This is a genomic window from Bacillus sp. JZ109, assembly GCF_053903135.1.
Genome location: NZ_CP096388.1, coordinates 2,380,650 through 2,406,298, shown reverse-complemented (window position 1 = coordinate 2,406,298; position 25,649 = coordinate 2,380,650). Strand labels below are relative to the sequence as shown.

Below are 25,649 nucleotides of genomic sequence, written 5' to 3'. Positions count from 1 at the left end.
AGCATCTGTTGGAAGGAGTTGAAAACGATGCAAAAACTAATTGAAGATATCACAAAAGAACAGCTTCGTACTGATCTTCCTGCGTTCCGTCCTGGTGACACTTTACGTGTACACGTTAAAGTTGTTGAGGGTAACCGTGAGCGTATCCAGATCTTTGAAGGTGTTGTGATTAAGCGTCGTGGTGGTGGAATCAGCGAAACGTTCACAGTTCGTAAGATTTCTTACGGTGTTGGCGTTGAACGTACTTTCCCAGTACACACACCAAAAATCGCGAAAATCGAAGTTGTACGTTACGGTAAAGTACGCCGTGCTAAACTTTACTACCTGCGTGAACTTCGCGGAAAAGCGGCTCGTATTAAAGAGATCAGACGATAATGATAACGAACGAAAAGAGCTTGTTACCTGTAACAAGCTCTTTTTTTATACAGAATTTGAAAATGCCGGACAGGCATCGTAAAATACATAAAGGACAACAATGAATCATGCATACTGAAGATAAAGGCGGTGTTCGTGTCACATGACAATTCAATGGTTCCCGGGCCATATGGCAAAAGCAAGAAGGGAAGTAACCGAAAAATTAAAATTAATCGATATCGTATATGAATTGGTAGATGCCAGAATTCCAATGTCATCAAGAAACCCAATGATTGAAGATATTCTAAAAAACAAGCCGCGAATTATGCTGTTAAACAAGGCTGACAAAGCAGATGCGGCAGTTACACAGCGGTGGAAAGAGCACTTTGAGAAGCAGGGGATCCGCTCTCTGTCTATTAATTCTGTAAATGGACAAGGGTTAAATCAAATTGTGCCTGCATCAAAAGAGATCCTCCAAGAAAAATTTGACCGGATGCGTGCGAAAGGTGTGAAGCCGAGAGCGATTCGCGCTTTGATTATCGGCATTCCAAACGTCGGAAAATCAACGCTCATCAACCGGCTTGCAAAGAAAAACATAGCAAAAACGGGAGACAGACCTGGTATTACGACTTCTCAACAGTGGGTCAAAGTTGGGAAAGAATTAGAGCTATTAGATACACCGGGAATTTTGTGGCCTAAATTTGAGGATGAGCTTGTCGGTTTGAGACTGGCAGTCACCGGGGCTATTAAAGACTCGATTATCAATTTGCAGGACGTGGCCGTGTTTGGTCTTCGTTTTCTCGAAGAACATTACCCAGAACGGCTTAAAGAGCGTTATGGCCTTGATGAGATCCCAGAGGACATTGCCGAGCTGTTTGATGCAATAGGTGAAAAGCGGGGCTGTCTCATGAGCGGTGGGCTCATCAACTACGATAAGACGACTGAAGTCATCATTCGCGATATTCGCACTGAAAAGTTCGGCAGGCTGTCATTTGAACAGCCGACGATGTAAAGGCGCGCAGAAATGCGGGTCTTTATTTTTTCTTGGCTGAACCGATACATACAGTAAGGGAGAAGAGAAAGTGAATACATTAACCGTAAAGGACATTAAAGACCGTTTGCAGGAAGTGAAGGATGCACAAGACCCATTTATTGCCCAATGCGAAAACGACCCGAGAAAAAGTGTTCAAACGCTTGTAGAGCAATGGCTTAAAAAGCAAGCGAAAGAAAAAGCGCTGAAAGAACAATGGGTGAATATGACTTCCTATGAAAGGCTGGCAAGAAACAAGGGATTTCGCTTGATTGCAGGTGTTGACGAGGTCGGCCGGGGGCCATTGGCAGGACCAGTTGTCGCCAGCGCAGTCATCCTTCCAGAGGAATGTGAAATACTTGGGCTGACAGACTCCAAAAAGCTTTCAGAGAAAAAACGCGAGGAATATTACGAGCTTATTATGAAGGAAGCACTGGCGGTCGGGATAGGAATTGTAGAAGCTACTGTGATTGATGAGATCAATATATATGAAGCTTCAAAAATGGCAATGGTGAAAGCGATACAAGATTTGTCGGATACACCTGATTATTTGCTTGTTGACGCAATGACACTTCCCCTCGACACGGCTCAGGCGTCAATTATAAAAGGCGATGCCAAAAGCGTGTCTATTGCGGCAGGTGCGTGTATCGCAAAAGTGACGAGGGACCGAATGATGAGCGCTTATGCCGAAACGTATCCCATGTACGGCTTTGAAAAAAATAAAGGCTATGGGACAAAAGAACATTTAGAAGCTCTCGCTGCATACGGCCCAACTGAATTGCACCGCAAAACTTTCGCTCCTGTTCAATCTTTCAGATAAATCACATGGACAAGGAGGCACCTTTTTAAAATGAACATACGAAATGATGTGCAAAAGGCGCTGCAGCACCTTTTTGGGCGTACAGCCGTCCCGCAGGAAACATCAAAAGTAAACGAAGCGCTAAACGGGGAGAAGCGTCTCCTCTTAGGAAAAGTGCTTCGCTTACTAGGAGATCAGCATGCCCTGATCCAAGTCGGCAATCAAACTGTTCAGGGAAAACTTGAAACCCAGCTTCGTCCTCAGGCATACTATTGGTTTTCCTACGAAAAAAAAACGGCAGAACAAGCAGGCCGTCTTCAAGTCGTTCAAAGCTTTGATCAAAATCCTAAAACCATTCAGGATGCAGCTGGCAAGCTTTTAAATGCCTTGTCAGTGAAGACGTCAAACGCAGCTCTCATGATGATAGGAGCGATGCTGAAAAGCAAAATACCTGTAACAGAAAATGATATCAAAACAGCTGTCCGGTGGATGGACACGCTGCCTTCACAAAACACAAAAAAAGCAGTTGAAACGGTTCTCTTCGCTTTAAAGCGTGATCTTCCCATTCACTCCGAGATTTTGAATGGTGTTCACGCGGTGAAATCGCCTGTTCCGTTGCATCAGCACGTATCCCAGCTGCTTCAGGCAATCGACCAAAACCCTCAGCAGAGCCAAATGATGTCAAAGCTAAAGGAAGCAGTCACGGTGCTTTTAAATAGTGAAATCGATGTCCATGCAGAACGGCTGATTGATAAGCTTATTTCTTTAACCGACAATACGAAAGCACCTTCTCAGGCGAATACAGCTGGAAGCAGGGAGCTTAGCACACCAGCTGGCTCCCCCGGAAAAGCCAGCCTGCCGATTGCAAATCACACAGCAGAACAGAGAAGCATACAAGAAGAGTCTGTTAAAACAGCAGCAGACATTCCAATTAAAGAAGCCCGCCAGCTGCTGGTGAAGCTGACGGAATCTGCTGAAAAAAACAGTCTCCAAATTGTGAAAGAAGCAGCAAATTGGATTAAAGCGGCTGCTTCATCGGGTGATAGTAAGTCACTTGCAGCTTCAGCTGTTTTACAGGCGGCACAAGTCACAGACCAGGAAGCCGAAGTCTTTTTAAAGGCTGTTCAGCAGACAGCACCCCATTTGGCGGATAAGGCAGATGTTCTTTCTTTCTTATCCAAAGTGAAAACGGCAATCGGCGCAAGGGACGAGGTTGCGTTCATTAAAGCGTTTGAACAAGGAAGCGCAGTCACATCTGGCGAAATGCAATCCATCAAGCTGGCTCTTTCTGCCTTAAGAGCATCGCATGAGGTAGCCGAACCAGTCAAACAAGAAGCCGATCAGCTTTTTCATAAATTAAATGGCCAGCTTTTCATGCAGCAGGACCATCCATCATACAGCCAAATTGTAATGTCATTTCCGATGTTTTCGAAGTCAGGGGTTCAGGACATGACTGTTCTGTTTAAAGGAAAGAAAGAAGCGGATGGAAAGCTTGATCCTTCCCATTGCCGCCTTTTGTTTTTGCTGCAGCTTGATACACTAAAAGAAACCGTCGTTGATTGCTTGGTACAGCAAAAAGTCATGACCATTACAATAGAGACTGATTTCGAGCTGCAGGCTGCGATCGATCCGATGGTGCCCGCGCTTAAACAGGGGCTAAAGGAAATGGGGTACAGCCTTTCAGGGGTAAACGCTAAAAAAAGGGTTCACACCGAAGAAAAGGCTTCAATCGATCAATATATAACAAGTATCAGTGATCAGGAAGTGGATGTGAAAATATGAAAGAGCAGACACCGATCAGAAAAGCTGTTGCTCTCCATTATGACGAACAAAAAGACAAGGCGCCGAGAGTGATTGCCACAGGGAAGGGCCATGTAGCTGACAACATTATCAAAGAAGCGAAAAAAGCAGGGGTCCCGATTCAAGAAGATCGGACCCTTGTCGAATTAATGCGCCATTTGACGGTAGATGATCAAATTCCTGAAGCTCTTTATGAAACGGTAGCCGAGATTTTTTCATTCATTTACAAATTGGACGAAAGCGTAAAAAACAAAAAATAGCTAAAATATTCCCCATCCTTCTTTGAAATTTATGTTTTTAATAAAGTAAAAGTTTGAATGTTTAGAAGGATTAAAAGATTTTGCATCGAACTGTAGACAATTCTTCCAGTATTATTATAGAATGAAAGCGCAGTCTATTTTAGTTTTGTTACATAAGTTAGGAGGATGGGAAATGAATATCCATGAGTACCAGGGAAAAGAAGTCCTCAGAAAATATGGGGTATCTGTTCCTGAAGGTAAAGTGGCTTTTACAGCAGAAGAAGCAGTTGAGAGTGCAAAGAGCTTATCCAGCTCGGTTTATGTCGTAAAGGCTCAAATTCATGCTGGCGGTCGAGGCAAAGCTGGTGGGGTAAAAATAGCAAAATCATTAGACGAAGTAAAAGCGTATGCCGAAGAACTATTAGGGAAGACCCTAATTACACATCAGACGGGTCCGGACGGCCAAGTAATAAAACGCTTACTTATTGAAGAAGGCTGCGATATTAAAAAAGAATATTACATCGGTCTAGTGCTTGACCGCGCCACTTCAAGAATCGTTTTAATGGCTTCTGAAGAAGGCGGAACGGAAATTGAAGAGGTTGCGGAGAAAACACCAGAAAAAATCAAAAAAGCTGTCATTGATCCGGCTGTTGGCCTTCAAGGCTATCAAGCCAGAGAAATTGCATTCGCTATTAATATTCCAAAAGAGCTCGTGGGAAAAGCTGCTAAATTTATGCTTGGACTATATAAAGCGTTTGTTGAGAAAGACTGCTCAATCGCCGAAATCAATCCGCTTGTTGTGACTGGCGACGGAAATGTGATGGCGCTTGATGCAAAATTGAATTTTGACAGCAATGCGTTGTACCGACAAAAGGACATTATGGAATACAGAGATTTGGATGAAGAAGATCCGAAAGAAATTGAAGCGTCCAAATATGATCTAAGCTACATTTCCCTTGATGGAAATATCGGCTGTATGGTAAACGGCGCGGGACTTGCAATGTCTACGATGGATATTATCAAGCATTATGGAGGAGAACCGGCCAACTTCCTTGATGTGGGCGGCGGTGCAACCGCGGAAAAAGTCACGGAAGCATTTAAAATCATTCTTTCTGATCAAAACGTTAAAGGGATTTTTGTCAACATTTTCGGCGGCATTATGAAATGTGATGTCATCGCAGAAGGGGTTGTTGAAGCGACTAGACAAGTTGGTTTGACATTGCCGCTTGTCGTCCGTCTTGAAGGCACAAACGTGGATCTAGGGAAGAAAATCCTTAGTGAATCAGGATTAAACATTACATCTGCGGAATCAATGGCTGACGGCGCGCAGAAAATCGTATCCTTAGTTTAAGAAAGAATGAAAGGCAGGGGACCAAATAATGAGTGTTTTCATTAATAAAGATACAAGAGTTATTGTGCAAGGGATTACAGGTTCTACCGCTTTATTTCATACGAAGCAGATGCTCGAATACGGCACAAATATCGTTGGCGGTGTAACACCTGGAAAAGGCGGAACAGAAGCGGAAGGTGTTCCTGTATTTAATACAGTGGCTGAAGCAGTTCAAACGACCGGCGCTAACGCGTCTGTTATATATGTGCCCGCACCGTTTGCAGCTGATGCGATTATGGAAGCGGTAGATGCGGAGCTGGATCTCGTGATTTGTATCACAGAACATATCCCGGTTTTGGATATGGTGAAGGTCAAACGCTTCATGGAAGGCAAGAAAACGAGACTGATAGGGCCGAACTGTCCTGGTGTCATTACGCCTGAAGAATGTAAAATCGGCATTATGCCCGGATACATCCATAAAAAGGGTCATGTAGGCGTTGTATCACGTTCAGGAACATTAACATACGAAGCGGTGCACCAGCTCTCAGAAGCGGGTGTAGGGCAATCTACAGCTGTTGGAATCGGCGGCGACCCTGTAAATGGAACAAACTTTATTGACGTTTTAAAAGCGTTTAACGAAGATCCTGACACACACGCAGTCATCATGATTGGCGAAATCGGCGGTACTGCCGAAGAGGAAGCGGCAGAGTGGGTAAAAGCCAACATGACAAAACCGGTAGTCGGTTTTATCGGCGGTAAAACAGCACCTCCTGGGAAGCGCATGGGGCATGCAGGCGCCATTATTTCCGGCGGAAAAGGGACAGCTGATGAAAAAATCAAAACCCTTAATGCATGCGGAATCGAAGTTGCAGAGACACCTTCTGTCATGGGTGAAACCTTAATCAAGGTGCTGAAAGAGAAGAACTTGTTCGAAACTTGCAAAACGCATTAATAAAAAAGGGACAGCCGTCAAGGCTGTTCCTGCTTTTTCTAACAAAAGGAGGTCAATCTATTGGATCAGGCCGCTGCCTGCCTAACGATTTGCAGAATCAATCAATTATTATCCCCATCCCTTCTATTAAAATGGTGGAAAGCCGATCCGTCTATGTCGCTGACATCACCTGTGTTACAAACGGTTACTCGTGATCAAATAAAAGCAGCTGCATTAAAAAACGAAATAGAACAACTTTATCCAAAGCTCCAGCGTGTACTTGCTGCTTATCGTGAGCAAGGCATTAACACCATCCCTATTTCTTCAAAGCAATATCCTTTCTGGCTTAAAAGCATTTATGATCCCCCCGCCGTACTGTTTGCAAAAGGTGATATGACTCTTCTTTCGAAAGGGAGAAAAATTGGAATTGTAGGGACAAGAAATCCAACAGCTTATGGGAAACAAGTTGTCAATCATCTTACAAAAGAGATCTGTCGTAAAGGTTGGGTGATTGTCAGCGGACTGGCGTCTGGGATAGACGGAATGTCCCATGCTGCAAGTATTAAGGCGAAGGGGCGGACAATTGGCGTCATTGCAGGCGGATTTCAGCACATTTATCCCCGAGAAAACCTTCAGTTAGCAGATCACATGGCTAAACACCATATCCTGCTGTCAGAGCACCCACCTGAAACTAAACCCCAAAAATGGCATTTCCCTATGAGAAACCGTATTATCAGCGGACTAAGTGAAGGCGTTATTGTCGTTCAGGGCAAAGAAAAAAGCGGTTCGCTGATTACTGCCTATCAAGCATTGGAACAAGGGAGAGAGGTATTTGCCGTACCCGGTTCATTGTTTGATCCTTACGCCGGAGGTCCTATAAAACTGATCCAGCAGGGGGCTAAAGCCATATGGTCAGCAGAGGATATTTTCGAGGAACTTCCTGAGAGAAACGTTCAATATACGGAACCCTTTTGAATTATCGTTTGACAAACGGTATTGTAATATTTAATAATAGTGAGGATTTAAAGTTGCATATTGTTTTCTATTTAATTAATGACGTTCATGATAAAGAATGAAATGTTGAAAGCCAAATAAAGACAGCTGCAAAAATAAAATTGAAATATCTTGAAAAGAGAGAGAACACCTCTTGAGGGGGATGAAAATGTCTGATTATCTAGTCATCGTGGAATCGCCCGCTAAGGCGAAAACGATTGAACGTTACTTAGGTAAAAAATATAAAGTAAAAGCATCAATGGGACATGTCCGGGATCTTCCAAAAAGTCAAATGGGAGTTGACATAGAACAGAATTTTGAACCGAAATATATTACCATTCGAGGTAAAGGCCCGGTATTAAAAGAGCTGAAAACGGCTGCGAAAAAAGCCAAAAAAGTGTATCTCGCAGCCGACCCCGACAGAGAAGGGGAAGCGATTGCATGGCATTTGGCACACAGTCTTGATTTAGATCTCAACTCAGACTGCCGTGTGGTGTTTAACGAAATTACAAAAGACGCTATTAAGGAATCGTTTAAGCATCCCCGCATGATCAATATGGATTTAGTGGATGCACAGCAAGCGAGACGTATTTTAGACAGGCTTGTCGGATATAAAATCAGTCCGATCTTATGGAAAAAAGTCAAAAAAGGGCTTAGCGCAGGACGCGTGCAATCCGTTGCCCTCCGTTTGATTATTGACCGTGAAAAAGAGATTAACGACTTTAAGCCTGAGGAATATTGGACAATTGACGGTACGTTCTTAAAAGGTCAAGAAACCTTTGAAGCGAGCTTTTTCGGGAAAAACGGCAAAAAACTTCCTTTAAATAGTGAAGCTGATGTAAAAGAGATTCTTTCTCAGCTCAAAGGGAATCAATATACAGTTGAAAAAGTAACCAAAAAGGAACGCAAACGTAATCCCGCTTTGCCTTTTACCACTTCTACCCTGCAGCAGGAAGCGGCTCGCAAGCTCAATTTCAGAGCGAAGAAAACGATGATGATTGCACAGCAATTATATGAAGGAATTGATTTAGGAAGAGAAGGAACGGTTGGTCTGATCACGTATATGAGAACGGATTCAACCCGTATTTCAAATACGGCTGTTGATGAAGCAGCTGCATTTATTGATCAGACTTATGGAAAAGAGTTCCTAGGCGGAAAACGGAAGCCTGCGAAAAAGAATGAAAATGCCCAGGATGCCCACGAAGCAATTCGGCCGACATCAGTTCTTAGAAAACCAAGTGAATTAAAAGCAGTCCTCGGCAGAGACCAAATGAGACTGTATAAATTAATTTGGGAGCGTTTTGTTGCCAGCCAAATGGCACCGGCTGTTCTCGATACAATGAGTGTCGACCTGACAAACAACGGTTTGACATTTCGTGCAAATGGAAGTAAAGTCAAGTTTTCCGGGTTTATGAAGGTGTATGTTGAAGGAAAAGACGATCAAATGGAAGAAAAAGACCGGATGCTGCCTGACTTACAAGAAGGCGACACGGTATTATCAAAAGATATAGAACCTGAGCAGCATTTTACCCAGCCGCCTCCGCGATATACTGAGGCCCGGCTTGTTAAAACCCTTGAAGAACGCGGTATCGGCCGTCCATCCACATATGCTCCGACACTTGATACTATTCAGCGGCGCGGCTACGTGGCATTGGATAATAAACGTTTCGTTCCGACTGAATTAGGTCAGATCGTTCTTGACTTGATCATGGAGTTTTTCCCTGAGATCATTAACGTTGAGTTTACAGCTAAAATGGAGAGAGATCTTGATCATGTTGAAGAAGGAAATACCGAATGGGTCAAGATTATCGATAATTTCTACACCGATTTTGAAAAACGCGTGAAAAAAGCCGAATCGGAAATGAAGGAAGTTGAGATTGAACCAGAGTATGCTGGAGAGGATTGTGAATTGTGCAGTTCTCCAATGGTATATAAAATGGGACGGTACGGTAAATTCTTAGCTTGCTCCAACTTCCCTGACTGCCGGAACACGAAACCGATTGTGAAACAAATTGGTGTGAAGTGCCCGAGCTGCGGAGAAGGAAACATTGTTGAGCGAAAATCGAAAAAGAAACGGGTGTTTTACGGCTGTGACCGTTATCCGGACTGTGAATTCGTATCATGGGACAAACCAATTGAACGAAAATGCCCGAAATGCGGAAAAATGCTCGTCGAGAAAAAACTCAAAAAAGGCATACAAGTCCAATGCGTGGAATGCGATTATAAGGAAGAACCACAGAAGTAGCGGTGAGCAGGGTCTTGCTCACCTTCTTTGTGTGTTAAAAGAAGGCCTTGAATAATAAACTAGGAGATGTGAAAGATGAACCAACGAACAGTGAATGTAATCGGAGCCGGACTTGCAGGAAGTGAAGCAGCATGGCAGCTTGCCAAACGGGGGATTCAAGTCAAATTGTATGAAATGCGTCCAGTTAAACAAACGCCTGCGCACCATACAGATAAATTTGCAGAGCTTGTCTGCAGCAACTCTCTTCGCTCTAATACGCTTGCTAACGCTGTCGGTGTATTAAAGGAAGAAATGCGTGCACTTGATTCAGCTATTATCGCTGCGGCTGACGAATGTTCGGTGCCTGCCGGGGGCGCTCTTGCAGTAGACCGTCATGAATTTGCCGCAAGTGTGACAAATCGGGTGAAAAATCATCCAAACGTAACCGTTATTAATGAAGAAGTGACTGAAATTCCTGAAGGCCCTACTATCATCGCAACGGGTCCGTTAACATCTGAATCGCTGTCTGCCCAGCTGAAGGAGCTGACTGGAGAGGACTATTTATATTTTTATGACGCAGCGGCGCCGATTGTAGAAAAAGACAGCCTTGATATGGATAAAGTGTATCTGAAATCCCGTTATGATAAAGGTGAAGCAGCATATTTGAACTGCCCGATGACAGAAGAAGAGTTTGACCGTTTTCATGAAGCATTAACATCAGCAGAAACAGTGCCGTTAAAAGAATTTGAAAAAGAGATTTTCTTTGAAGGCTGCATGCCGATTGAAGTCATGGCAAAACGGGGTAAGAAAACAATGCTTTTCGGTCCGATGAAACCGGTTGGTCTAGAGCATCCTGTTACAGGAAAACGCCCTTATGCCGTCGTTCAGCTCAGACAGGATGATGCTGCGGGAACACTTTATAATATTGTAGGATTCCAGACTCATTTAAAATGGGGAGACCAAAAGGAAGTTCTCAAGTTGATTCCAGGACTTGAAAATGTAGAAATCGTCAGATATGGCGTGATGCATAGAAACACATTTATTAACTCTCCTAGCCTGTTAAAGCCGACTTATCAATTTAAAAACCGCAGTGATCTGTTCTTTGCAGGCCAAATGACGGGAGTAGAAGGATATGTGGAATCAGCTGCCTCAGGACTTGTAGCAGGCATTAATGCGGCGAAGCTTGTATTGGGAGAAGAGCTTGTGATCTTCCCTCAGGAAACAGCAATTGGCAGTATGGCACATTATATTACAACAACAAACCAGAAGAACTTCCAGCCGATGAATGCAAACTTTGGGCTTTTGAAAGAATTGCCAGTTAAAATTAAAAATAAAAAAGAACGAAATGAACAATACGCGAACCGTGCGATTGAAACAATTCAAACAATTTCGAAAACAATATAGGTATTGATTGCAACCTGAGCGCGATTTGTGATACCATTTAAAAGCCCTTCCTGGGGAGGTATTAGGCATGGAGAATGTTAAGAATTTCGTAAAGTTATTCGTTGAATATTTACAAATTGAAAAAAATTATTCACAATATACTATTGTGAATTATGTGGATTCAATTGAAGAATTCGAGACTTTCCTGCGCGTTCAAGGTATAAATGGATTTGAAGAAGCTGCATATCAAGATACTAGGATTTTTTTGACAGAAGCCTATGAAAAAGGTTTATCGAGAAGAACAATAAGCAAAAAGATATCTGCATTAAGAAGCTTTTATAAGTTTCTGATGCGGGAAAAGCTTATTGAAGAAAATCCGTTTCAGCTTGTTCATCTGCCAAAACAGGAGAAACGGATACCGAAGTTTCTATATCAAAAAGAGCTTGAGGAGCTGTTTGAAGTTTCAGATATAAGCCAGCCGGCCGGAATGAGGGATCAAGCGCTGTTAGAGCTGCTCTATGCCACCGGAATGAGGGTCAGTGAATGCTGTTCCATAACTATTAACGACGTTGATTTATTTATGGACACTGTGCTTGTTCACGGCAAAGGCAAGAAGCAGCGCTATATCCCCTTTGGGTCTTATGCCCGCGAAGCGTTGAAGGTATACATGAATAGCGGAAGACAGTGCTTGCTGATGAAGGCAAAAGAACCTCATGATCTATTATTCGTAAATCAAAGAGGCGGACCGCTTACAGCCCGTGGCATCAGACATATTTTAAGCGGGCTTGTTCAAAAAGCGTCAAGCACTTTACATATCCATCCGCATATGCTTCGACATACGTTCGCCACGCATCTGTTAAATGAAGGAGCGGATTTGAGAAGCGTTCAAGAACTGCTCGGGCATTCCAATCTGTCTTCTACACAGATATACACGCACGTTTCGAAGGAAATGTTGAGAAACACATATATGTCTCACCATCCAAGAGCATTTAAGAAAAATTAAAGGAGGCCCTTTATGTCATCTTTTCATGCGACCACAATATTTGCCGTACAGCATAAAGGACGAAGCGCTATGTCCGGAGACGGCCAAGTAACATTTGGTCAGGCTGTTGTCATGAAACACACGGCACGGAAAGTGAGAAAACTGTTTAACGGCAAAGTTCTTGCTGGCTTTGCGGGATCTGTTGCAGACGCTTTCACTTTATTCGAAAAGTTTGAAGCTAAGCTTGAAGAATATAACGGCAACTTAAAACGGGCGGCTGTTGAGCTTGCGAAGGAATGGCGCAGTGATAAAGTGCTAAGAAAGCTCGAAGCCATGCTGATTGTTATGAATCAGGATACTTTGCTTCTCGTATCGGGAACAGGCGAGGTGATCGAACCAGATGACGGCATTCTCGCGATTGGATCAGGAGGCAATTACGCTTTGGCAGCGGGAAGAGCTCTGAAAAAGCATGCCGGGGAAAGCATGTCTGCAAGTGAGATTGCCAGAGCCGCGTTAGAAACAGCAGGCGAAATTTGTGTTTACACGAACGATCAAATCATACTGGAAGAGCTTGAATAGAAAGGACTTGAGGCGCATGGAAAAAAAAACGTTAACTCCGAGACAGATTGTAGATCGGTTAGACCAATATATTGTCGGTCAGCAAAATGCGAAAAAAGCTGTCGCCGTGGCATTAAGAAACCGCTATAGAAGAAGTCTTCTGGATGAAAAGCTGAAGGACGAGGTCGTTCCGAAAAACATTTTAATGATGGGTCCTACCGGCGTCGGGAAAACTGAAATTGCCAGACGAATCGCTAAGCTTTCAGGTGCGCCATTTATCAAAATTGAAGCTACTAAATTTACCGAAGTCGGCTATGTAGGCAGAGATGTTGAATCAATGGTCAGAGATCTTGTGGAGACTTCTGTTCGGCTTATCAAAGAAGAGAAAATGAATGAAGTAAAGGAACAGGCAGAAGAAAATGCAAATAAACGCATTGTTCGTCTGTTAGTTCCCGGGAAGAAAAAACAATCTGGCGTTAAAAATCCGTTTGAAATGTTTTTTGGAGGCAGCCAGCCGAATGGTGAAGATGAGGCGGAGAGCCAGGAAGAAGCAAACATCGAAGAAAAAAGAAAACGAATGGCACATCAGCTGGCTTTAGGAGAGCTCGAAGACTACTATGTAACAGTAGAAGTCGAAGAGCAGCAGCCTTCTATGTTTGACATGCTGCAGGGCTCGGGTATGGAGCAGATGGGTATGAACATGCAGGATGCGCTGAGCGGATTAATGCCAAAGAAAAAGAAACGGCGCAAAATGACAGTCAGAGAAGCCAGAAAAGTCCTGACGAATGAAGAAGCAAGCAAACTCATCGATATGGATGAAGTCAGCCAGGAAGCTGTTCAGAGAGCAGAAGAGAGCGGGATTATCTTTATCGATGAGATTGATAAAATCGCAAAGAACGGCGGTGCATCTTCTTCTGCCGATGTTTCAAGAGAAGGCGTTCAGCGGGATATCCTGCCGATTGTTGAGGGCTCAACCGTTGTCACAAAATATGGTTCTGTAAAAACAGACCATGTATTATTTATTGCAGCAGGAGCGTTTCATATGGCCAAACCGTCTGATTTGATTCCTGAGCTGCAGGGGCGTTTCCCGATTCGTGTAGAACTGAACAAACTCACGGTAGACGACTTCGTGAGAATTTTGGTTGAGCCGGATAATGCGCTGCTGAAACAATATCAGGCATTATTGCAGACAGAAGGTATATCTCTTGAATTTTCTGACGAAGCTATTCATAAGATTGCTGAAGTTGCTTATCATGTGAACCAGGACACAGATAATATCGGTGCGAGACGCCTTCATACAATACTTGAACGCCTATTAGAAGATTTGTCGTTTGAAGCTCCAGATGTAACGATGGAGAAAATAACGATTACACCACAGTATGTCGAAGAAAAGCTCGGAACGATAGCCAAAAACAAAGATTTAAGTCAATTTATATTGTGAAAAATTTAATATGAGGAATGTTTAGGAGGATTATTTATCATGGCTTTATTACAAAAAACAAGAATTATTAACTCCATGCTGCAAGCTGCGGCAGGGAAACCGGTAAACTTCAAGGAAATGGCAGAGACGCTGCGGGATGTAATTGATTCCAATATTTTCGTTGTAAGCCGCAGAGGGAAACTCCTTGGGTATTCTATTAACCAGCAAATTGAAAATGATCGTATGAAAAAAATGCTTGAGGATCGTCAATTCCCTGAAGAGTATACGAAAAATCTGTTTAATGTCCCTGAAACATCTTCTAACTTGGATATTAATAGTGAATATACTGCTTTCCCTGTTGAGAACAGAGATCTGTTCCAAGCTGGTTTAACAACAATTGTGCCGATCATCGGAGGCGGGGAAAGATTAGGAACACTTATTCTTTCACGTTTACAAGATCAATTCAATGACGATGACTTAATTCTAGCAGAATACGGCGCAACAGTTGTCGGAATGGAAATCCTAAGAGAAAAAGCAGAAGAAATTGAAGAGGAAGCAAGAAGCAAAGCTGTCGTACAAATGGCTATCAGCTCGCTTTCTTACAGTGAGCTTGAAGCAATTGAGCACATTTTTGAGGAGCTTGACGGAAACGAAGGTCTTCTTGTTGCAAGTAAAATTGCTGACCGTGTCGGCATTACCCGTTCTGTTATTGTGAACGCACTCAGAAAGCTGGAGAGCGCCGGTGTTATCGAGTCTAGATCATTAGGAATGAAAGGTACTTATATCAAGGTACTAAACAACAAATTCTTAATTGAATTAGAAAATCTAAAATCTCATTAATCACAAAAAGAACCCTTTTTGAGGGTTCTTTTTTTATTTCAAATAAAGGAAATCAATAAGCTTTATTTCCTGGGTTGAAAGTCTTTCTATGTAATAATTTTAATAAATTTTGCATTTTTCTTCAAAAAGTTTCAAAAATGCCGAAAAGAAAGGAGAAAAAACAGAAATTCTGCTATTTTCAGGCTTATATCAAGGCGAGAAATGTAGTTCTAACAATCTAGGACTTTATACCTAGTTGTAAAATAGATAATTGTGAGGACATTTTTTTACACGAACTTCATAGACTTTATGCCTGTTATTTCTTACAATAAGCATATAGTTTTACAATTCTCGACAAGGATATTGAGGGTGAAAAAAACTGAAATGGAGGTAAGTGGATTTGAGCTTATTTTCTGGAACGATACAAAATCTTGAAAATGCCTTGAGTAGAGCGGATATTAAGCAAAAAGTCATAACTAATAATATCGCCAATATAGATACACCGAACTATAAGGCAAAAAAAGTCTCTTTCCAAAATTTATTAGATCAAGAATCCTCGCGTCTTGAAGCGATAAAAACAGACTATCGTCATGTTGATTTTTCTGATACTGATTCGAATTATTCAATTGTTGCGAGCGGAGATACATCGTATCAGCAAAACGGAAACAATGTTGATGTTGACAAAGAGATGACAGAATTGGCGCAAAATCAAATCAACTATCAAGCTTTGGTTGAAAGAATGAACGGTAAATTTAATTCGCTGAAGACCGTATTAACAGGAGGAAAATGATGACAGCTTTTCATAGCTTAAATGTTTCAGCATCGGCTTTAACAGCTCAGCGAGTCAGAATGGACGTTGTATCATCTAACTTAGCAAATATGGATACGACAAGAGCTAAGCAGGTGAATGGAGAGTGGGTGCCTTACAGACGGAAAATGGTCTCCCTTCAGTCAAAAGGTGAATCGTTCTCTTCCATTCTCAATTCTCAAATGAGCGGAAGCGGTAGTGCTGGAAACGGTGTGAAGGTTTCAAAAATTACGGAGGATGATTCGGATTTTAATCTTGTCTATGATCCGACAGACCCTGATGCAAACGCTGAAGGATATGTACAAAAGCCTAATGTTGATCCATTAAAGGAAATGGTTGATCTTGTCAGCAGCACCAGATCATATGAGGCGAATGTCACGGCGATGAATGCTACAAAGGGAATGCTGATGAAGGCGTTAGAAATCGGAAAGTAGGTGAATGAATGTGATTAATGCAATTTCTCCTTTTCAGGTTCAAAATACTCAAAACACTCAAAATGCAACAAATCAAGTAAACAATAGCCAAAAAACAGATTCTTCAAATCAAACAAGCTTTTCGGAGCTTTTAAAAAACTCTATTAGTTCGTTAAATGAGTCCCAAGTAGCTTCTGACAACATGACTAATGCCTTGGCTGCAGGAAAAGATGTAAATCTTGATGAGGTCATGATCGCTGCTCAAAAAGCTAGCATCTCTCTAACTGCAGCAACAGAGTTCCGCAATAAAGCTGTGGAAGCTTATCAGGAGATTATGAGAATGCAAATGTAGGGGGTCTGACGATTTAGAGAAAGAGTGGAATGACCGGGGGTTAACATGAATCGTACTCTAATGCAAATGAAAAACAAAACGAGTGAGTTTTGGAAAAATAGATCTAAACTACAAAAGATTTTAATGGTTAGTGCTTTAGCGGCAATTATTATTATTGGAATTATTATTAGTGTTTTTGCTTCAAATTCTAAAATGGCGCCGCTGTACAAAGATTTGTCTGCTGAAGAAGCAGGACAAATCAAAAAAGAATTGGATGCAAAAAAAGTTCCAAACGAACTTTCGAATGGCGGTACAGTGATTAGTGTTCCGGAGGATCAGGTTGATTCTTTGAAAGTGCAGATGGCTGCAGAAGGACTTCCTAAAACGGGATCAATTGATTATTCGTTTTTTGGACAGAATGCCGGCTTTGGTTTGACAGACAATGAGTTTGATATGGTGAAAGTGAAAGCTACACAGACAGAACTGTCAAACTTGATCAATGAAATGGACGGTATTAAAAATTCAAAAGTAATGATTAATCTCCCGAAAGACGCTGTGTTTGTCGGTGAGGAGCAATCTGCAGCATCTGCATCAATCGTTCTGCAGATTCAACCGGGTTATACACTTGATCAAAGCCAAATCAACGGATTATATCATCTGGTATCTAAAAGCGTGCCAAACCTAAAAGAAGATAACATCGTCATCATGGACCAAAATTCTACATACTACGACAAATCAGACAGCGATGCAGGGTCCTACGCGGATAGTTATTCTTCTCAGCAAGGAATTAAGTCTCAAGTTGAAAAAGACATTCAAAAACATGTACAGTCACTGCTGGGTACGATGATGGGCCAAGATAAAGTCGTTGTCTCCGTTACAGCAGACATTGATTTCACAAAAGAAAATCGGACAGAAGACATTGTCGAACCTGTGGATAAAGAAAACATGGAAGGTATTGCAGTCAGCGCTGAAAAGGTATCTGAAACATATCAGGGCGACGGTGCAGCCAACGGCGGAACTGCCGGAACCGGCGAGGAAGATGTTACAAATTATAAGGCTGACGGTGAAAATACCGAAAGCGGGAACTACGAAAAAAACAGCAACAAAATCAATTACGAGGTTAACCGAATTCATAAAGAAATCGCTGAAAGTCCTTATAAGGTCAGAGATTTAGGGATTCAAGTAATGGTAGAGCCGCCTGATGCCAAAAACACTGCGTCGCTATCAACTGAAAGACAGGATGATATACAAAAAATCCTTTCAACTGTAGTCAGAACATCTTTGGATAAAGATGAAACGCAAAATCAGAATTTATCTGATGCTGATATCAATAATAAGATTGTTGTTTCTGTTCAGCCATTCGACGGAAAAGTCAATTTGGATACAAATACGGAAGAATCCTCAGGTATCCCGCTGTGGGCATATATTGTAGGCGGTGTTTTAATCGCAGCGATCATTGTTCTGATCATTATGCTTATCAGAAAGAAACGGGCGCAAGAGGATGAATTTGAGGAATATGAGTATGAGGTTCCTCAAGAACCAATCAATTTGCCTGATATCAACGAAGAGGAAAATGAAACAGCGGAATCAGTCAGACGAAAACAGCTTGAAAAGATGGCGAAAGACAAGCCGGAAGATTTTGCAAAACTGCTGAGAAGCTGGCTGGCCGAGGATTAGGAGGAATTAGAAATGGCGAGACGTGATCAAGATAAGCTTACAGGAAAACAAAAAGCAGCCATTCTCATGATTTCCTTGGGGTTAGATGTGTCAGCTTCTGTCTATAAGCACTTAACCGATGAAGAAATTGAAAGGCTTACTCTGGAAATATCAGGTGTTCGAAGCGTCGATCATCAAAAAAAGGATGAAATCATAGAAGAATTTCATAATATAGCCATTGCGCAAGATTATATTTCTCAAGGCGGTTTAAGCTATGCAAGACAAGTTCTGGAAAAGGCGCTTGGAGAGGATAAGGCGGAGAACATTCTAAACAGGCTGACTTCTTCTTTGCAGGTTAAGCCATTTGATTTTGCCAGAAAAGCGGAGCCTGAACAAATTTTGAATTTTATCCAGCAAGAGCATCCGCAGACGATGGCGTTAATCTTGTCTTATTTAGATCCAGTGCAGGCTGGGCAAATTTTATCCGAGCTGAATCCTGAAGTACAGGCTGAGGTTGCGAGAAGAATCGCGGTCATGGATAGAACGTCTCCAGAAATAATTAATGAGGTAGAACGGATTCTGGAACAAAAATTATCTTCTGCATTTACTCAGGATTATACACAAACAGGCGGAATTGAAGCTGTTGTGGAAGTGTTAAACGGGGTAGACAGAGGGACAGAGAAGACGATCTTGGATTCATTGGAAATTCAGGATCCCGATCTTGCTGAAGAGATTAAAAAGCGGATGTTTGTCTTCGAAGATATTGTCACACTTGATAACCGTGCCATTCAGAGAGTCATTCGCGATGTTGAGAACGACGATTTGCTCCTTTCATTAAAGGTTGCAAGCGAGGAAGTCAAAGAAATTGTATTCAACAATATGTCACAGCGTATGGTTGAAACCTTCAAAGAAGAAATGGAATTTATGGGCCCTGTACGCTTGAAAGATGTTGAAGAAGCTCAATCGAGAATTGTAAGCATCGTCAGAAAGCTTGAAGAAGCCGGTGAAATTGTGATAGCAAGAGGCGGAGGGGATGATATTATTGTCTAATATCATTAAACAAGAATCATCTATTTCTCCACAAAAGGAAAAAAGAAAACTTTCTATACAAGAGGTGCGTATTGATCATTCTCACCTTTTGCAGGCTGAAGAGAACCCGGAGGCGCTTATGGCCCGAGTGAAAGAGGAAGCTGACCGGATTTCTGAGCAGGCAAACAGTCATATAGAAAATATTCGCCGTCAAATTGAACAGGAGAAAAACGATTGGGCGGCTGAAAAACAGAAGCTTATTGAAGAAGCAAAAGCCGAGGGCTTTGAACAAGGAGTAGCGCTGGGCAAAGCTGAGGCAATGAAACAGTATGCCGAACTGATCGGCCAAGCAAACAGTATAACTGAAATGTCCAGAAAAGCTGTTGAGGACAAGCTTGAAGACGCTAATGAAGAAATCGTTGAGCTTGCCGTTGCCCTAGCAAAAAAAGTTTGGCAGCAAAAGTCTGATGATAAAGAGGCTTTCCTCCTGCTTGTACAACAGGTTATAAACGAAGTTAAGGAATATGACGATATATCAATTTATGTTGATCCATATTACTATGAGACAATCTTTCAGCAAAAAGATGAAATCCAGCAGCTTCTTTATAAAGAATGCCGGCTTGGCATATATGCTGATGAAAAAGCTCAAAAAGGAACCTGTTATATTGAAACTCCTTTTGGCAGGGTAGATGCGAGTGTTGACACACAATTGATGCAATTGAAAGATAAACTTCTGACAGCGCTGGAAGCAGGTGCAGCTGAATGAAGACACAGAGTCTGATAGATTGTATAGAAATGACAGACTCGTATAAACGGTACGGAAAAGTCAAGCGGGTAATCGGCCTGATGATTGAATCAAAAGGGCCAGCAAGCTCAATTGGCGACGTGTGCCTGATTTATGCAAAAGGACAATCTGGGAAAGTCATTAAAGCTGAGGTAGTCGGCTTCCAGGAAGAAAATATTTTGCTTATGCCTTATTTAGAGGCTGCGAGCATTGCACCTGGCAGCATTGTAGAAGCTACTGGGGAATCACTTCGGGTTAAAGTTGGAACCGGACTGATCGGACAAGTCATCGATGCTTTTGGAGAACCGCTTGACGGAAAACTTCTGCCGAAAGGGCTTTCGCCTGTATCGACGGAGCAATCACCGCCCAACCCGATGAAACGGCCGCCTATCCGTGAAAAGATGGGTGTTGGAGTCAGATCAATTGACAGCTTGCTGACAGTCGGGAAAGGCCAGCGGATTGGAATTTTTGCAGGAAGCGGTGTCGGAAAAAGCACATTAATGGGGATGATCGCCAAGCAGACAGAGGCTGACTTAAACGTCATTGCACTTGTCGGAGAACGCGGACGAGAGGTTCGGGAGTTTATTGAAAAAGATCTTGGGAAAGAGGGGCTGAAACGATCGATTGTAGTTGTTGCCACCTCAGACCAGCCAGCATTAATGAGATTGAAAGCGGCATATACAGCGACTGCAATTGCCGAGTATTTCCGAGATAAAGGCCAAAATGTCATGTTTATGATGGATTCTGTTACAAGGGTGGCAATGGCGCAGCGAGAGATTGGATTGGCTGCCGGAGAGCCTCCGACAACAAAAGGCTATACACCTTCAGTGTTCGCTATTTTACCTCGTTTACTAGAACGAACAGGTGCAAACGAGCATGGAACCATTACGGCATTTTATACAGTGTTGGTAGACGGGGATGACATGAATGAGCCGATTGCCGATACTGTACGCGGAATTTTAGACGGACATATTGTGCTGGACAGGGCGCTTGCCAATAAAGGTCAGTTTCCAGCAGTTAACGTACTAAAAAGCATCAGCAGGGTGATGTCAAACATATCGACAAGACAGCATCTGGATGCGGCAAATAAATTCCGTGAACTTTTATCGACATATCAAAATTCGGAAGATCTCATTAATATCGGAGCTTACAAAAGAGGATCATCCAGAGAAATTGATGAAGCGATACAGTTTTATCCGCAGCTTATTCAATTTTTAAAGCAGGGAACAGACGAACCGGCTTTATTGGAAGAAAGCATTGCTGTATTAACTAGTTTGACAGGAAATGAGGAATAAACGTGGCTTATCAATTTAGATTCCAAAAGCTACTGGAACTAAAAGAAAATGAAAAAGACCAATCCTTATCCGAGTATCAGCAATCAGTTTCTGAATTTGAAAACGTTGCTGAAAAATTATATGAAAATATGAGCAAAAAAGAATTGCTAGAACAAAATAAGGAAAAGAAATTAAAAAGCGGCATGAGTGTACAAGAAATGAGGCACTACCAACAATTTGTCTCAAATCTTGATAATACGATCTATCACTATCAAAAGCTTGTCATTATGAAAAGAAATCAAATGAATCAAAAACAAGAAATTTTGACAGAGAAAAACATTGAAGTGAAAAAGTTTGAAAAAATGCGTGAAAAACAGTTTAAAATGTTTGCTCTTGAAGATAAAGCTGCAGAAATGAAAGAAATGGACGATATTTCGATTAAGCAGTTTATGATTCAAGGCCATTAGGAGCGAATGTAATGTCCGGCAAAAAGAAAGAATCAGGTAAGTTCCGTTCGGTTTTGCTTATCATTATCCTCCCGCTGATGTTTCTACTAATCGCAGGGGGGATTGTTCTTTGGGCTGCTGGTATCAATGTCTTAAAGCCGATACAGGATGCTGCGGCAAAAACGCCGGTTCTTAAGGAATTGGTCCCTGAAACCGAAAATAAAAAAGACACAGCATCAAATAAGGATAGCAGTAATACGGCAGCTCTGGAAAAGACCATTAAGGATCAAAAAAGTGAAATCGGTATATTGAATAAAGATTTAGAAACAAGTAAATCGGAAATCGATAGGCTCAATCAAAAGATCCGTTCACTTGAAAAGACAGCTGAGGATCAAAAAAAGTCATCAGAAGATCATACTGAAGGATCAGCAGACTCGAAAGCTTCATCTGAAAATGACAAAGTGATCAGTGTGTACAAAAGCATGGACAGCGGAAAGGCTGCTAAAATTATTGCCCAATTAAAGGAGAAAGAAGCACTGAAAATATTGAATGGCCTAAGCAAAAAGCAGCTTGCTGACATATTGGCGAAAATGACTCCTGAGCAAGCAGCAACCTATACAGAAAAAATTGCTGCCAGCCAAGAATAGGGGGAATGAAAGGTGAAGCTGCTTGAATTAGCGGGACCTTTGCTGCAAACCACAACGGGTTCTGCCGCTAAAAACATGAAAAGTAGCCGGGGAGTTTTTCAAAACTGGCTTATTTCTGAGGCAGGATTGAAGGAACTCTCAGAACAAGGAAAGGGAACTCCTAATTCCGAAGATCAGCTTTTAGCAGATGCGCTTAAAAAGATCGGTGAATGGCTAAATGCAAGTCCTGAAGACCAAGACAAACAAAATGCGGATCTTTTGCAAACATTAAGCAAACTGACAGGGAAGCAATTGGATGCGAATGCTCTGCAAATATTGCAAAATCTTTTGCAAGCAGTTGAATCAAAAATGTCAGACGGGACGGATCAATTGCTCACAGAAACGGAGAAAATCTTTTCAGAAGCTAAAACGGCTCGGAATGCCAATGATTCTGTTTCTGACATTAATGGAGCACTGAAGTCGGATACAGAGCAATCAAATCAGGAAAATGAAGTATCCGATGCTGCTAAAGAGCTTATCTATATCCAGATGTTCATTAGCCAGCTCGTAGAAGGGAATAAGCTGACTGATCGCGGGAATGGCAATGAAGCTCATGCCATTTACCAAAATGGAGATCAATTCCTATCTGCATTAGAAAAAAAGGGTGTATCTCAACAACTCATTCAGGATCTTAAACAGCAAATATTCACTAAAGCTGAGTCAAGTTCAAAACTTTACTCCATGACAGCGTCAGAGCTGAAAAGTTTTCAAAGCTTAATGGACCAAATGTCTATGCTTCCTCAAAAAGGGACCAAAGAATGGAGTCTAGCTGAAAGCCAGCTGAAAGCCTTCTTGTTATCGAAATCATCCGAATCATCACAAGACTTTGGGAAGCGTGTTCTCACACCGCTTTCGCAGAGTTCATCCAGCAAAAATGCATCGGATGTTTCTGGAAGTATTCAGCCTGTAGATAGTAAATCAGGACTCCAAATGCTGTTTTCGGGGCATCGGAGCATAGGAGGAGTTCAAACACTAGATCTGCAGCAGATGTCATCTGATATACCAAATGCCGAAACAAAAACGGTGGCTGATCAAGTGATTAATGCGTGGAAGCAGATGAAATATACGCCTTTCGGCAGATCGACGGGAAGTTTCACTATTCGGCTGAACCCTGAACATTTAGGATTTGTCACAATCAAGCTGACAAATGAAAATGGAATGTTTCAGAGTAAAATCATAGCATCTAGCCAATCAGCAAAAGAATTGCTTGAACAGCATCTTCCTCAGCTGAAGCAATCATTGCCGAATATGGCCGTCCAAATTGACCGTTTTACTCTTCCGGTCCAAAGCGGGGATCAGCCGATATACGGCCAGCTTGCTGATGAACAGAAACAGCAGCAAGAGGGGCAGAGACAGCAAAGACAGAAAAAGCAATCAAATGATTTTGGCGATCTGCTCGATGAAGTGTCGATGGTTGAAATGGAGGAAGAAGAATGACTTCTATAAGTTCAGAATATAAACTGCCTGAAAAAACGAACACTGTGTCGACGAACAACAGCAGCTTGGGGAAAGACGAGTTTTTAAAAATATTAATGACTCAAGTTCAAAACCAAGATCCGCTTAACCCGATTGACGATAAAGAATTTATCAGCCAGATGGCGACTTTTTCAAGCTTGGAGCAAATGATGAATCTGAATACGACAATGACTCAATTCGTTGAAAACCAAGATCCGTTTACAACGTATGTTGATTGGATGGGAAAAGAAGTATCTTGGACTGATGGTAAAAGTGCAACAGATAAAACAGGCACAGTAAGCTCTGTTAAACATTTTAAAGGAAATTATTATCTCGTTCTTGATGATGGGACCGAGATCAGTCCTGCGAATGTCATGTCTGTGGGACAATCATCTAAATAAAAACATCTGGGGGAATATATTATGTTACGTTCACTTTATTCTGGAATCAGCGGTATGAAGAACTTTCAAACAAAGCTTGACGTAATCGGTAACAACATTGCCAACGTAAATACAGTAGGATTCAAAAAGAGCCGTGTGACCTTTAAAGATATGGTAAGCCAAACGATTGCCGGCGGTTCTGCTGCTGGTGCAACAATCGGCGGAACAAACTCTAAGCAAATCGGTTTAGGTTCATCATCTGGCACAATTGATACAATTCATTCAACAAGCGCGACACAAAGTACAGGAAGAACACTTGATTTAGCAATTGACGGCGACGGTTACTTCCGAATTGATACAGGTGACGGGACAGCTTATACAAGAGCAGGGAACTTCTATTTAGATAATACCGGAACACTGGTTACAGGTGATGGCTACCATGTGTTAAATATGAATGGGGGAACAATTAAAATTCCTACTGATGCTCAAAGCTTTAGCATTGGTTCTGATGGAAAGGTGTCAATTGTTGATGCTGAGGGGAAAACACAAGACGGGGGACAAATCGGGATTGTTACTTTTGCCAACAGTGATGGATTGGATAAAATCGGAAGCAACCTATACCGTGAATCTTTAAACTCTGGAACGGCCAGTGCAGCGAACCAGCCTGGTGACGGCGGAACTGGTGCTCTTAAATCAGGATTTCTCGAAATGTCTAACGTCGATTTAACTGACGAATTTACTGAAATGATCGTAGCCCAGCGCGGATTCCAATCAAACTCAAAAATTATTACAACATCTGATGAAATCCTTCAAGAACTGGTTAACCTTAAACGTTAAGGAGGGAGGGGAGGCGAGTAATCGCTTCTCCGCTGTTTTATGATTAAAGTAACCCGTTTGAACGGGCAGCCCTTTACACTGAATGCGCTATTTATTGAACAGATTGAATGTTTTCCGGATACTACAATTACTCTGTCAAATGGTAAGAAGTTTGTAGTAAAAGAAGATGAAGAAGCTGTTCTGGAAAAGATCGCAGCTTTCTACCGAAAAATACAAATATTTGCAATGGATCAAGGAATAGAGGAACCGGAATGAAGAAAAAGTTAATGATCATATTACTAATTATTCTTATCGTAATTGGTGCTCTCGGGGCGGCGGCTTATTTTGTTTTAGGCGGAAAGTCCGAAAAAAGTGAAGCGAAAAAAAGTATTGATGAAATCGTTGCGTCTTCTGTTGATGTAGAAGAGATCACAACAAATTTAAAGTCTGATAACATTATCCGTCTTGCTATTAAGCTTGAAACTGATTCTGATAAATCAAAAGAAGAACTTGAGAAACGTGATTTCCAAGTGAAAGACGCTGTTATATCACTGCTGGCTGATACGAATGCTGATCAGATTGAGGGAGACAAGGGAAAAGAAACCTTTAAGAAGGAACTAAAAGATAAAATAAATAGCTACCTCCAAGAAGGAAAAGTAGAAAAAGTGTATATTACCTCCTTTAATCTGCAATAAAGCATAATTTGACA

General features: G+C 41.9%; 28 protein-coding genes. All 28 read left to right on the top strand.

Translation table 11 applies throughout. From position 1 onward, the window contains the following. Positions 1-27 precede the first annotated feature (27 nt). Positions 28-375: a 50S ribosomal protein L19 gene (rplS, locus tag M1D94_RS12670; protein ID WP_003220825.1), complete on the top strand. Its 348-nt coding sequence runs from the start codon at positions 28-30 to the stop codon at positions 373-375. Between the two features lie 142 nt (positions 376-517). After that, the gene (gene ylqF, locus M1D94_RS12665) at positions 518-1,366 is read left to right on the top strand and encodes a ribosome biogenesis GTPase YlqF (protein ID WP_014479772.1); all 849 of its coding nucleotides are present in this window, start codon (positions 518-520) and stop codon (positions 1,364-1,366) included. 70 nt (positions 1,367-1,436) lie between these two features. After that, positions 1,437-2,204, top strand: coding sequence for a ribonuclease HII (rnhB, locus tag M1D94_RS12660; RefSeq protein WP_003245658.1), 768 nt, complete (start codon positions 1,437-1,439; stop codon positions 2,202-2,204). A 30-nt stretch (positions 2,205-2,234) separates the two neighbouring features. After that, positions 2,235-3,965, top strand: coding sequence for a hypothetical protein (locus M1D94_RS12655; RefSeq protein ID WP_103803467.1), 1,731 nt, complete (start codon positions 2,235-2,237; stop codon positions 3,963-3,965). Then, positions 3,962-4,243 (top strand): FlhB-like flagellar biosynthesis protein, encoded by a 282-nt coding sequence (locus M1D94_RS12650; protein ID WP_003232001.1) that lies wholly within the window; start codon positions 3,962-3,964, stop codon positions 4,241-4,243. The genes M1D94_RS12655 and M1D94_RS12650 overlap by 4 nt, the downstream gene beginning before the upstream one ends. A gap of 172 nt (positions 4,244-4,415) precedes the next feature. Next, a complete protein-coding gene (gene sucC / locus M1D94_RS12645; protein WP_015715881.1) occupies positions 4,416-5,573 on the top strand; it encodes an ADP-forming succinate--CoA ligase subunit beta in 1,158 nt (385 codons plus the stop codon). Positions 5,574-5,601: 28 nt separating this feature from the next. Next, complete coding sequence (sucD, locus tag M1D94_RS12640) at positions 5,602-6,504, top strand: succinate--CoA ligase subunit alpha (protein ID WP_003238566.1); 903 nt, start codon at positions 5,602-5,604, stop codon at positions 6,502-6,504. Between the two features lie 60 nt (positions 6,505-6,564). Then, entirely contained in the window at positions 6,565-7,458 is an 894-nt protein-coding gene (gene dprA / locus M1D94_RS12635; protein ID WP_015715882.1) for a DNA-processing protein DprA, read from the top strand. A 187-nt stretch (positions 7,459-7,645) separates the two neighbouring features. Beyond that, a complete protein-coding gene (gene topA, locus M1D94_RS12630) occupies positions 7,646-9,721 on the top strand; it encodes a type I DNA topoisomerase (protein ID WP_003245599.1) in 2,076 nt (691 codons plus the stop codon). A 75-nt stretch (positions 9,722-9,796) separates the two neighbouring features. Continuing rightward, positions 9,797-11,104, top strand: a complete 1,308-nt coding sequence (trmFO, locus tag M1D94_RS12625) for an FADH(2)-oxidizing methylenetetrahydrofolate--tRNA-(uracil(54)-C(5))-methyltransferase TrmFO (protein ID WP_015715883.1) — start codon at positions 9,797-9,799, stop codon at positions 11,102-11,104. A 67-nt stretch (positions 11,105-11,171) separates the two neighbouring features. Next, the gene (gene xerC / locus M1D94_RS12620; protein WP_003231988.1) at positions 11,172-12,086 is read left to right on the top strand and encodes a tyrosine recombinase XerC; all 915 of its coding nucleotides are present in this window, start codon (positions 11,172-11,174) and stop codon (positions 12,084-12,086) included. A 12-nt stretch (positions 12,087-12,098) separates the two neighbouring features. Continuing rightward, entirely contained in the window at positions 12,099-12,644 is a 546-nt protein-coding gene (gene clpQ / locus M1D94_RS12615; protein ID WP_003238555.1) for an ATP-dependent protease subunit ClpQ, read from the top strand. A gap of 16 nt (positions 12,645-12,660) precedes the next feature. Further along, on the top strand, positions 12,661-14,064 hold the full coding sequence (gene hslU / locus M1D94_RS12610; protein WP_043857494.1) for an HslU--HslV peptidase ATPase subunit: 1,404 nt from the start codon (positions 12,661-12,663) through the stop codon (positions 14,062-14,064). A gap of 39 nt (positions 14,065-14,103) precedes the next feature. Next, complete coding sequence (gene codY / locus M1D94_RS12605) at positions 14,104-14,883, top strand: GTP-sensing pleiotropic transcriptional regulator CodY (RefSeq protein ID WP_003220850.1); 780 nt, start codon at positions 14,104-14,106, stop codon at positions 14,881-14,883. Between the two features lie 379 nt (positions 14,884-15,262). Continuing rightward, on the top strand, positions 15,263-15,652 hold the full coding sequence (gene flgB / locus M1D94_RS12600) for a flagellar basal body rod protein FlgB (RefSeq protein ID WP_003245656.1): 390 nt from the start codon (positions 15,263-15,265) through the stop codon (positions 15,650-15,652). Further along, positions 15,652-16,104, top strand: a complete 453-nt coding sequence (flgC, locus tag M1D94_RS12595; RefSeq protein WP_021479294.1) for a flagellar basal body rod protein FlgC — start codon at positions 15,652-15,654, stop codon at positions 16,102-16,104. Before flgB ends, flgC begins: the two co-directional genes overlap by 1 nt. Positions 16,105-16,114: 10 nt before the next feature. Beyond that, positions 16,115-16,435: a flagellar hook-basal body complex protein FliE gene (gene fliE / locus M1D94_RS12590; protein ID WP_003238544.1), complete on the top strand. Its 321-nt coding sequence runs from the start codon at positions 16,115-16,117 to the stop codon at positions 16,433-16,435. Between the two features lie 45 nt (positions 16,436-16,480). Next, positions 16,481-18,091: a flagellar basal-body MS-ring/collar protein FliF gene (gene fliF, locus M1D94_RS12585; RefSeq protein ID WP_043940114.1), complete on the top strand. Its 1,611-nt coding sequence runs from the start codon at positions 16,481-16,483 to the stop codon at positions 18,089-18,091. A gap of 12 nt (positions 18,092-18,103) precedes the next feature. After that, positions 18,104-19,120 carry a flagellar motor switch protein FliG gene (fliG, locus tag M1D94_RS12580; protein WP_003231981.1) on the top strand — a complete coding sequence of 339 codons (1,017 nt, stop codon included), beginning with the start codon at positions 18,104-18,106 and terminating at the stop codon, positions 19,118-19,120. Further along, positions 19,113-19,865 carry a flagellar assembly protein FliH gene (fliH, locus tag M1D94_RS12575; RefSeq protein ID WP_003244804.1) on the top strand — a complete coding sequence of 251 codons (753 nt, stop codon included), beginning with the start codon at positions 19,113-19,115 and terminating at the stop codon, positions 19,863-19,865. The genes fliG and fliH overlap by 8 nt, the downstream gene beginning before the upstream one ends. Further along, complete coding sequence (gene fliI / locus M1D94_RS12570; RefSeq protein ID WP_032725698.1) at positions 19,862-21,178, top strand: flagellar protein export ATPase FliI; 1,317 nt, start codon at positions 19,862-19,864, stop codon at positions 21,176-21,178. The genes fliH and fliI overlap by 4 nt, the downstream gene beginning before the upstream one ends. Before the next feature lie 2 nt (positions 21,179-21,180). Next, positions 21,181-21,624: a flagellar export protein FliJ gene (gene fliJ, locus M1D94_RS12565; RefSeq protein WP_003231977.1), complete on the top strand. Its 444-nt coding sequence runs from the start codon at positions 21,181-21,183 to the stop codon at positions 21,622-21,624. A gap of 11 nt (positions 21,625-21,635) precedes the next feature. After that, entirely contained in the window at positions 21,636-22,250 is a 615-nt protein-coding gene (locus M1D94_RS12560; protein WP_032725699.1) for a MotE family protein, read from the top strand. A 12-nt stretch (positions 22,251-22,262) separates the two neighbouring features. Then, entirely contained in the window at positions 22,263-23,726 is a 1,464-nt protein-coding gene (locus M1D94_RS12555) for a flagellar hook-length control protein FliK (protein WP_032725700.1), read from the top strand. Next, positions 23,723-24,145, top strand: coding sequence for a flagellar hook assembly protein FlgD (gene flgD, locus M1D94_RS12550; protein WP_003231970.1), 423 nt, complete (start codon positions 23,723-23,725; stop codon positions 24,143-24,145). Before M1D94_RS12555 ends, flgD begins: the two co-directional genes overlap by 4 nt. A 21-nt stretch (positions 24,146-24,166) precedes the next feature. Continuing rightward, positions 24,167-24,961: a flagellar basal body rod protein FlgG gene (flgG, locus tag M1D94_RS12545; protein WP_003231968.1), complete on the top strand. Its 795-nt coding sequence runs from the start codon at positions 24,167-24,169 to the stop codon at positions 24,959-24,961. A 39-nt stretch (positions 24,962-25,000) separates the two neighbouring features. Continuing rightward, positions 25,001-25,216: a swarming motility protein SwrD gene (swrD, locus tag M1D94_RS12540; RefSeq protein WP_003231966.1), complete on the top strand. Its 216-nt coding sequence runs from the start codon at positions 25,001-25,003 to the stop codon at positions 25,214-25,216. Beyond that, the gene (gene fliL, locus M1D94_RS12535) at positions 25,213-25,635 is read left to right on the top strand and encodes a flagellar basal body-associated protein FliL (protein WP_003231964.1); all 423 of its coding nucleotides are present in this window, start codon (positions 25,213-25,215) and stop codon (positions 25,633-25,635) included. Before swrD ends, fliL begins: the two co-directional genes overlap by 4 nt. Positions 25,636-25,649 lie beyond the last annotated feature (14 nt).

What these genes read in the sequence shown, in the direction of transcription:
- M1D94_RS12650 (WP_003232001.1), top strand. Translation starts at nt 3,962, where the DNA reads ATGAAAGAGCAGACACCGATCAGAAAAGCTGTTGCTCTCCATTATGAC.
- topA (WP_003245599.1), top strand. Translation starts at nt 7,646, where the DNA reads ATGTCTGATTATCTAGTCATCGTGGAATCGCCCGCTAAGGCGAAAACG.
- M1D94_RS12560 (WP_032725699.1), top strand. Translation starts at nt 21,636, where the DNA reads ATGTCCGGCAAAAAGAAAGAATCAGGTAAGTTCCGTTCGGTTTTGCTT.
- trmFO (WP_015715883.1), top strand. Translation starts at nt 9,797, where the DNA reads ATGAACCAACGAACAGTGAATGTAATCGGAGCCGGACTTGCAGGAAGT.
- flgC (WP_021479294.1), top strand. Translation starts at nt 15,652, where the DNA reads ATGACAGCTTTTCATAGCTTAAATGTTTCAGCATCGGCTTTAACAGCT.
- flgD (WP_003231970.1), top strand. Translation starts at nt 23,723, where the DNA reads ATGACTTCTATAAGTTCAGAATATAAACTGCCTGAAAAAACGAACACT.
- codY (WP_003220850.1), top strand. Translation starts at nt 14,104, where the DNA reads ATGGCTTTATTACAAAAAACAAGAATTATTAACTCCATGCTGCAAGCT.
- ylqF (WP_014479772.1), top strand. Translation starts at nt 518, where the DNA reads ATGACAATTCAATGGTTCCCGGGCCATATGGCAAAAGCAAGAAGGGAA.
- hslU (WP_043857494.1), top strand. Translation starts at nt 12,661, where the DNA reads ATGGAAAAAAAAACGTTAACTCCGAGACAGATTGTAGATCGGTTAGAC.
- fliF (WP_043940114.1), top strand. Translation starts at nt 16,481, where the DNA reads ATGAATCGTACTCTAATGCAAATGAAAAACAAAACGAGTGAGTTTTGG.
- M1D94_RS12655 (WP_103803467.1), top strand. Translation starts at nt 2,235, where the DNA reads ATGAACATACGAAATGATGTGCAAAAGGCGCTGCAGCACCTTTTTGGG.
- fliG (WP_003231981.1), top strand. Translation starts at nt 18,104, where the DNA reads ATGGCGAGACGTGATCAAGATAAGCTTACAGGAAAACAAAAAGCAGCC.
- clpQ (WP_003238555.1), top strand. Translation starts at nt 12,099, where the DNA reads ATGTCATCTTTTCATGCGACCACAATATTTGCCGTACAGCATAAAGGA.
- swrD (WP_003231966.1), top strand. Translation starts at nt 25,001, where the DNA reads ATGATTAAAGTAACCCGTTTGAACGGGCAGCCCTTTACACTGAATGCG.
- fliI (WP_032725698.1), top strand. Translation starts at nt 19,862, where the DNA reads ATGAAGACACAGAGTCTGATAGATTGTATAGAAATGACAGACTCGTAT.
- flgG (WP_003231968.1), top strand. Translation starts at nt 24,167, where the DNA reads ATGTTACGTTCACTTTATTCTGGAATCAGCGGTATGAAGAACTTTCAA.
- sucD (WP_003238566.1), top strand. Translation starts at nt 5,602, where the DNA reads ATGAGTGTTTTCATTAATAAAGATACAAGAGTTATTGTGCAAGGGATT.
- fliL (WP_003231964.1), top strand. Translation starts at nt 25,213, where the DNA reads ATGAAGAAAAAGTTAATGATCATATTACTAATTATTCTTATCGTAATT.
- sucC (WP_015715881.1), top strand. Translation starts at nt 4,416, where the DNA reads ATGAATATCCATGAGTACCAGGGAAAAGAAGTCCTCAGAAAATATGGG.
- xerC (WP_003231988.1), top strand. Translation starts at nt 11,172, where the DNA reads ATGGAGAATGTTAAGAATTTCGTAAAGTTATTCGTTGAATATTTACAA.
- rplS (WP_003220825.1), top strand. Translation starts at nt 28, where the DNA reads ATGCAAAAACTAATTGAAGATATCACAAAAGAACAGCTTCGTACTGAT.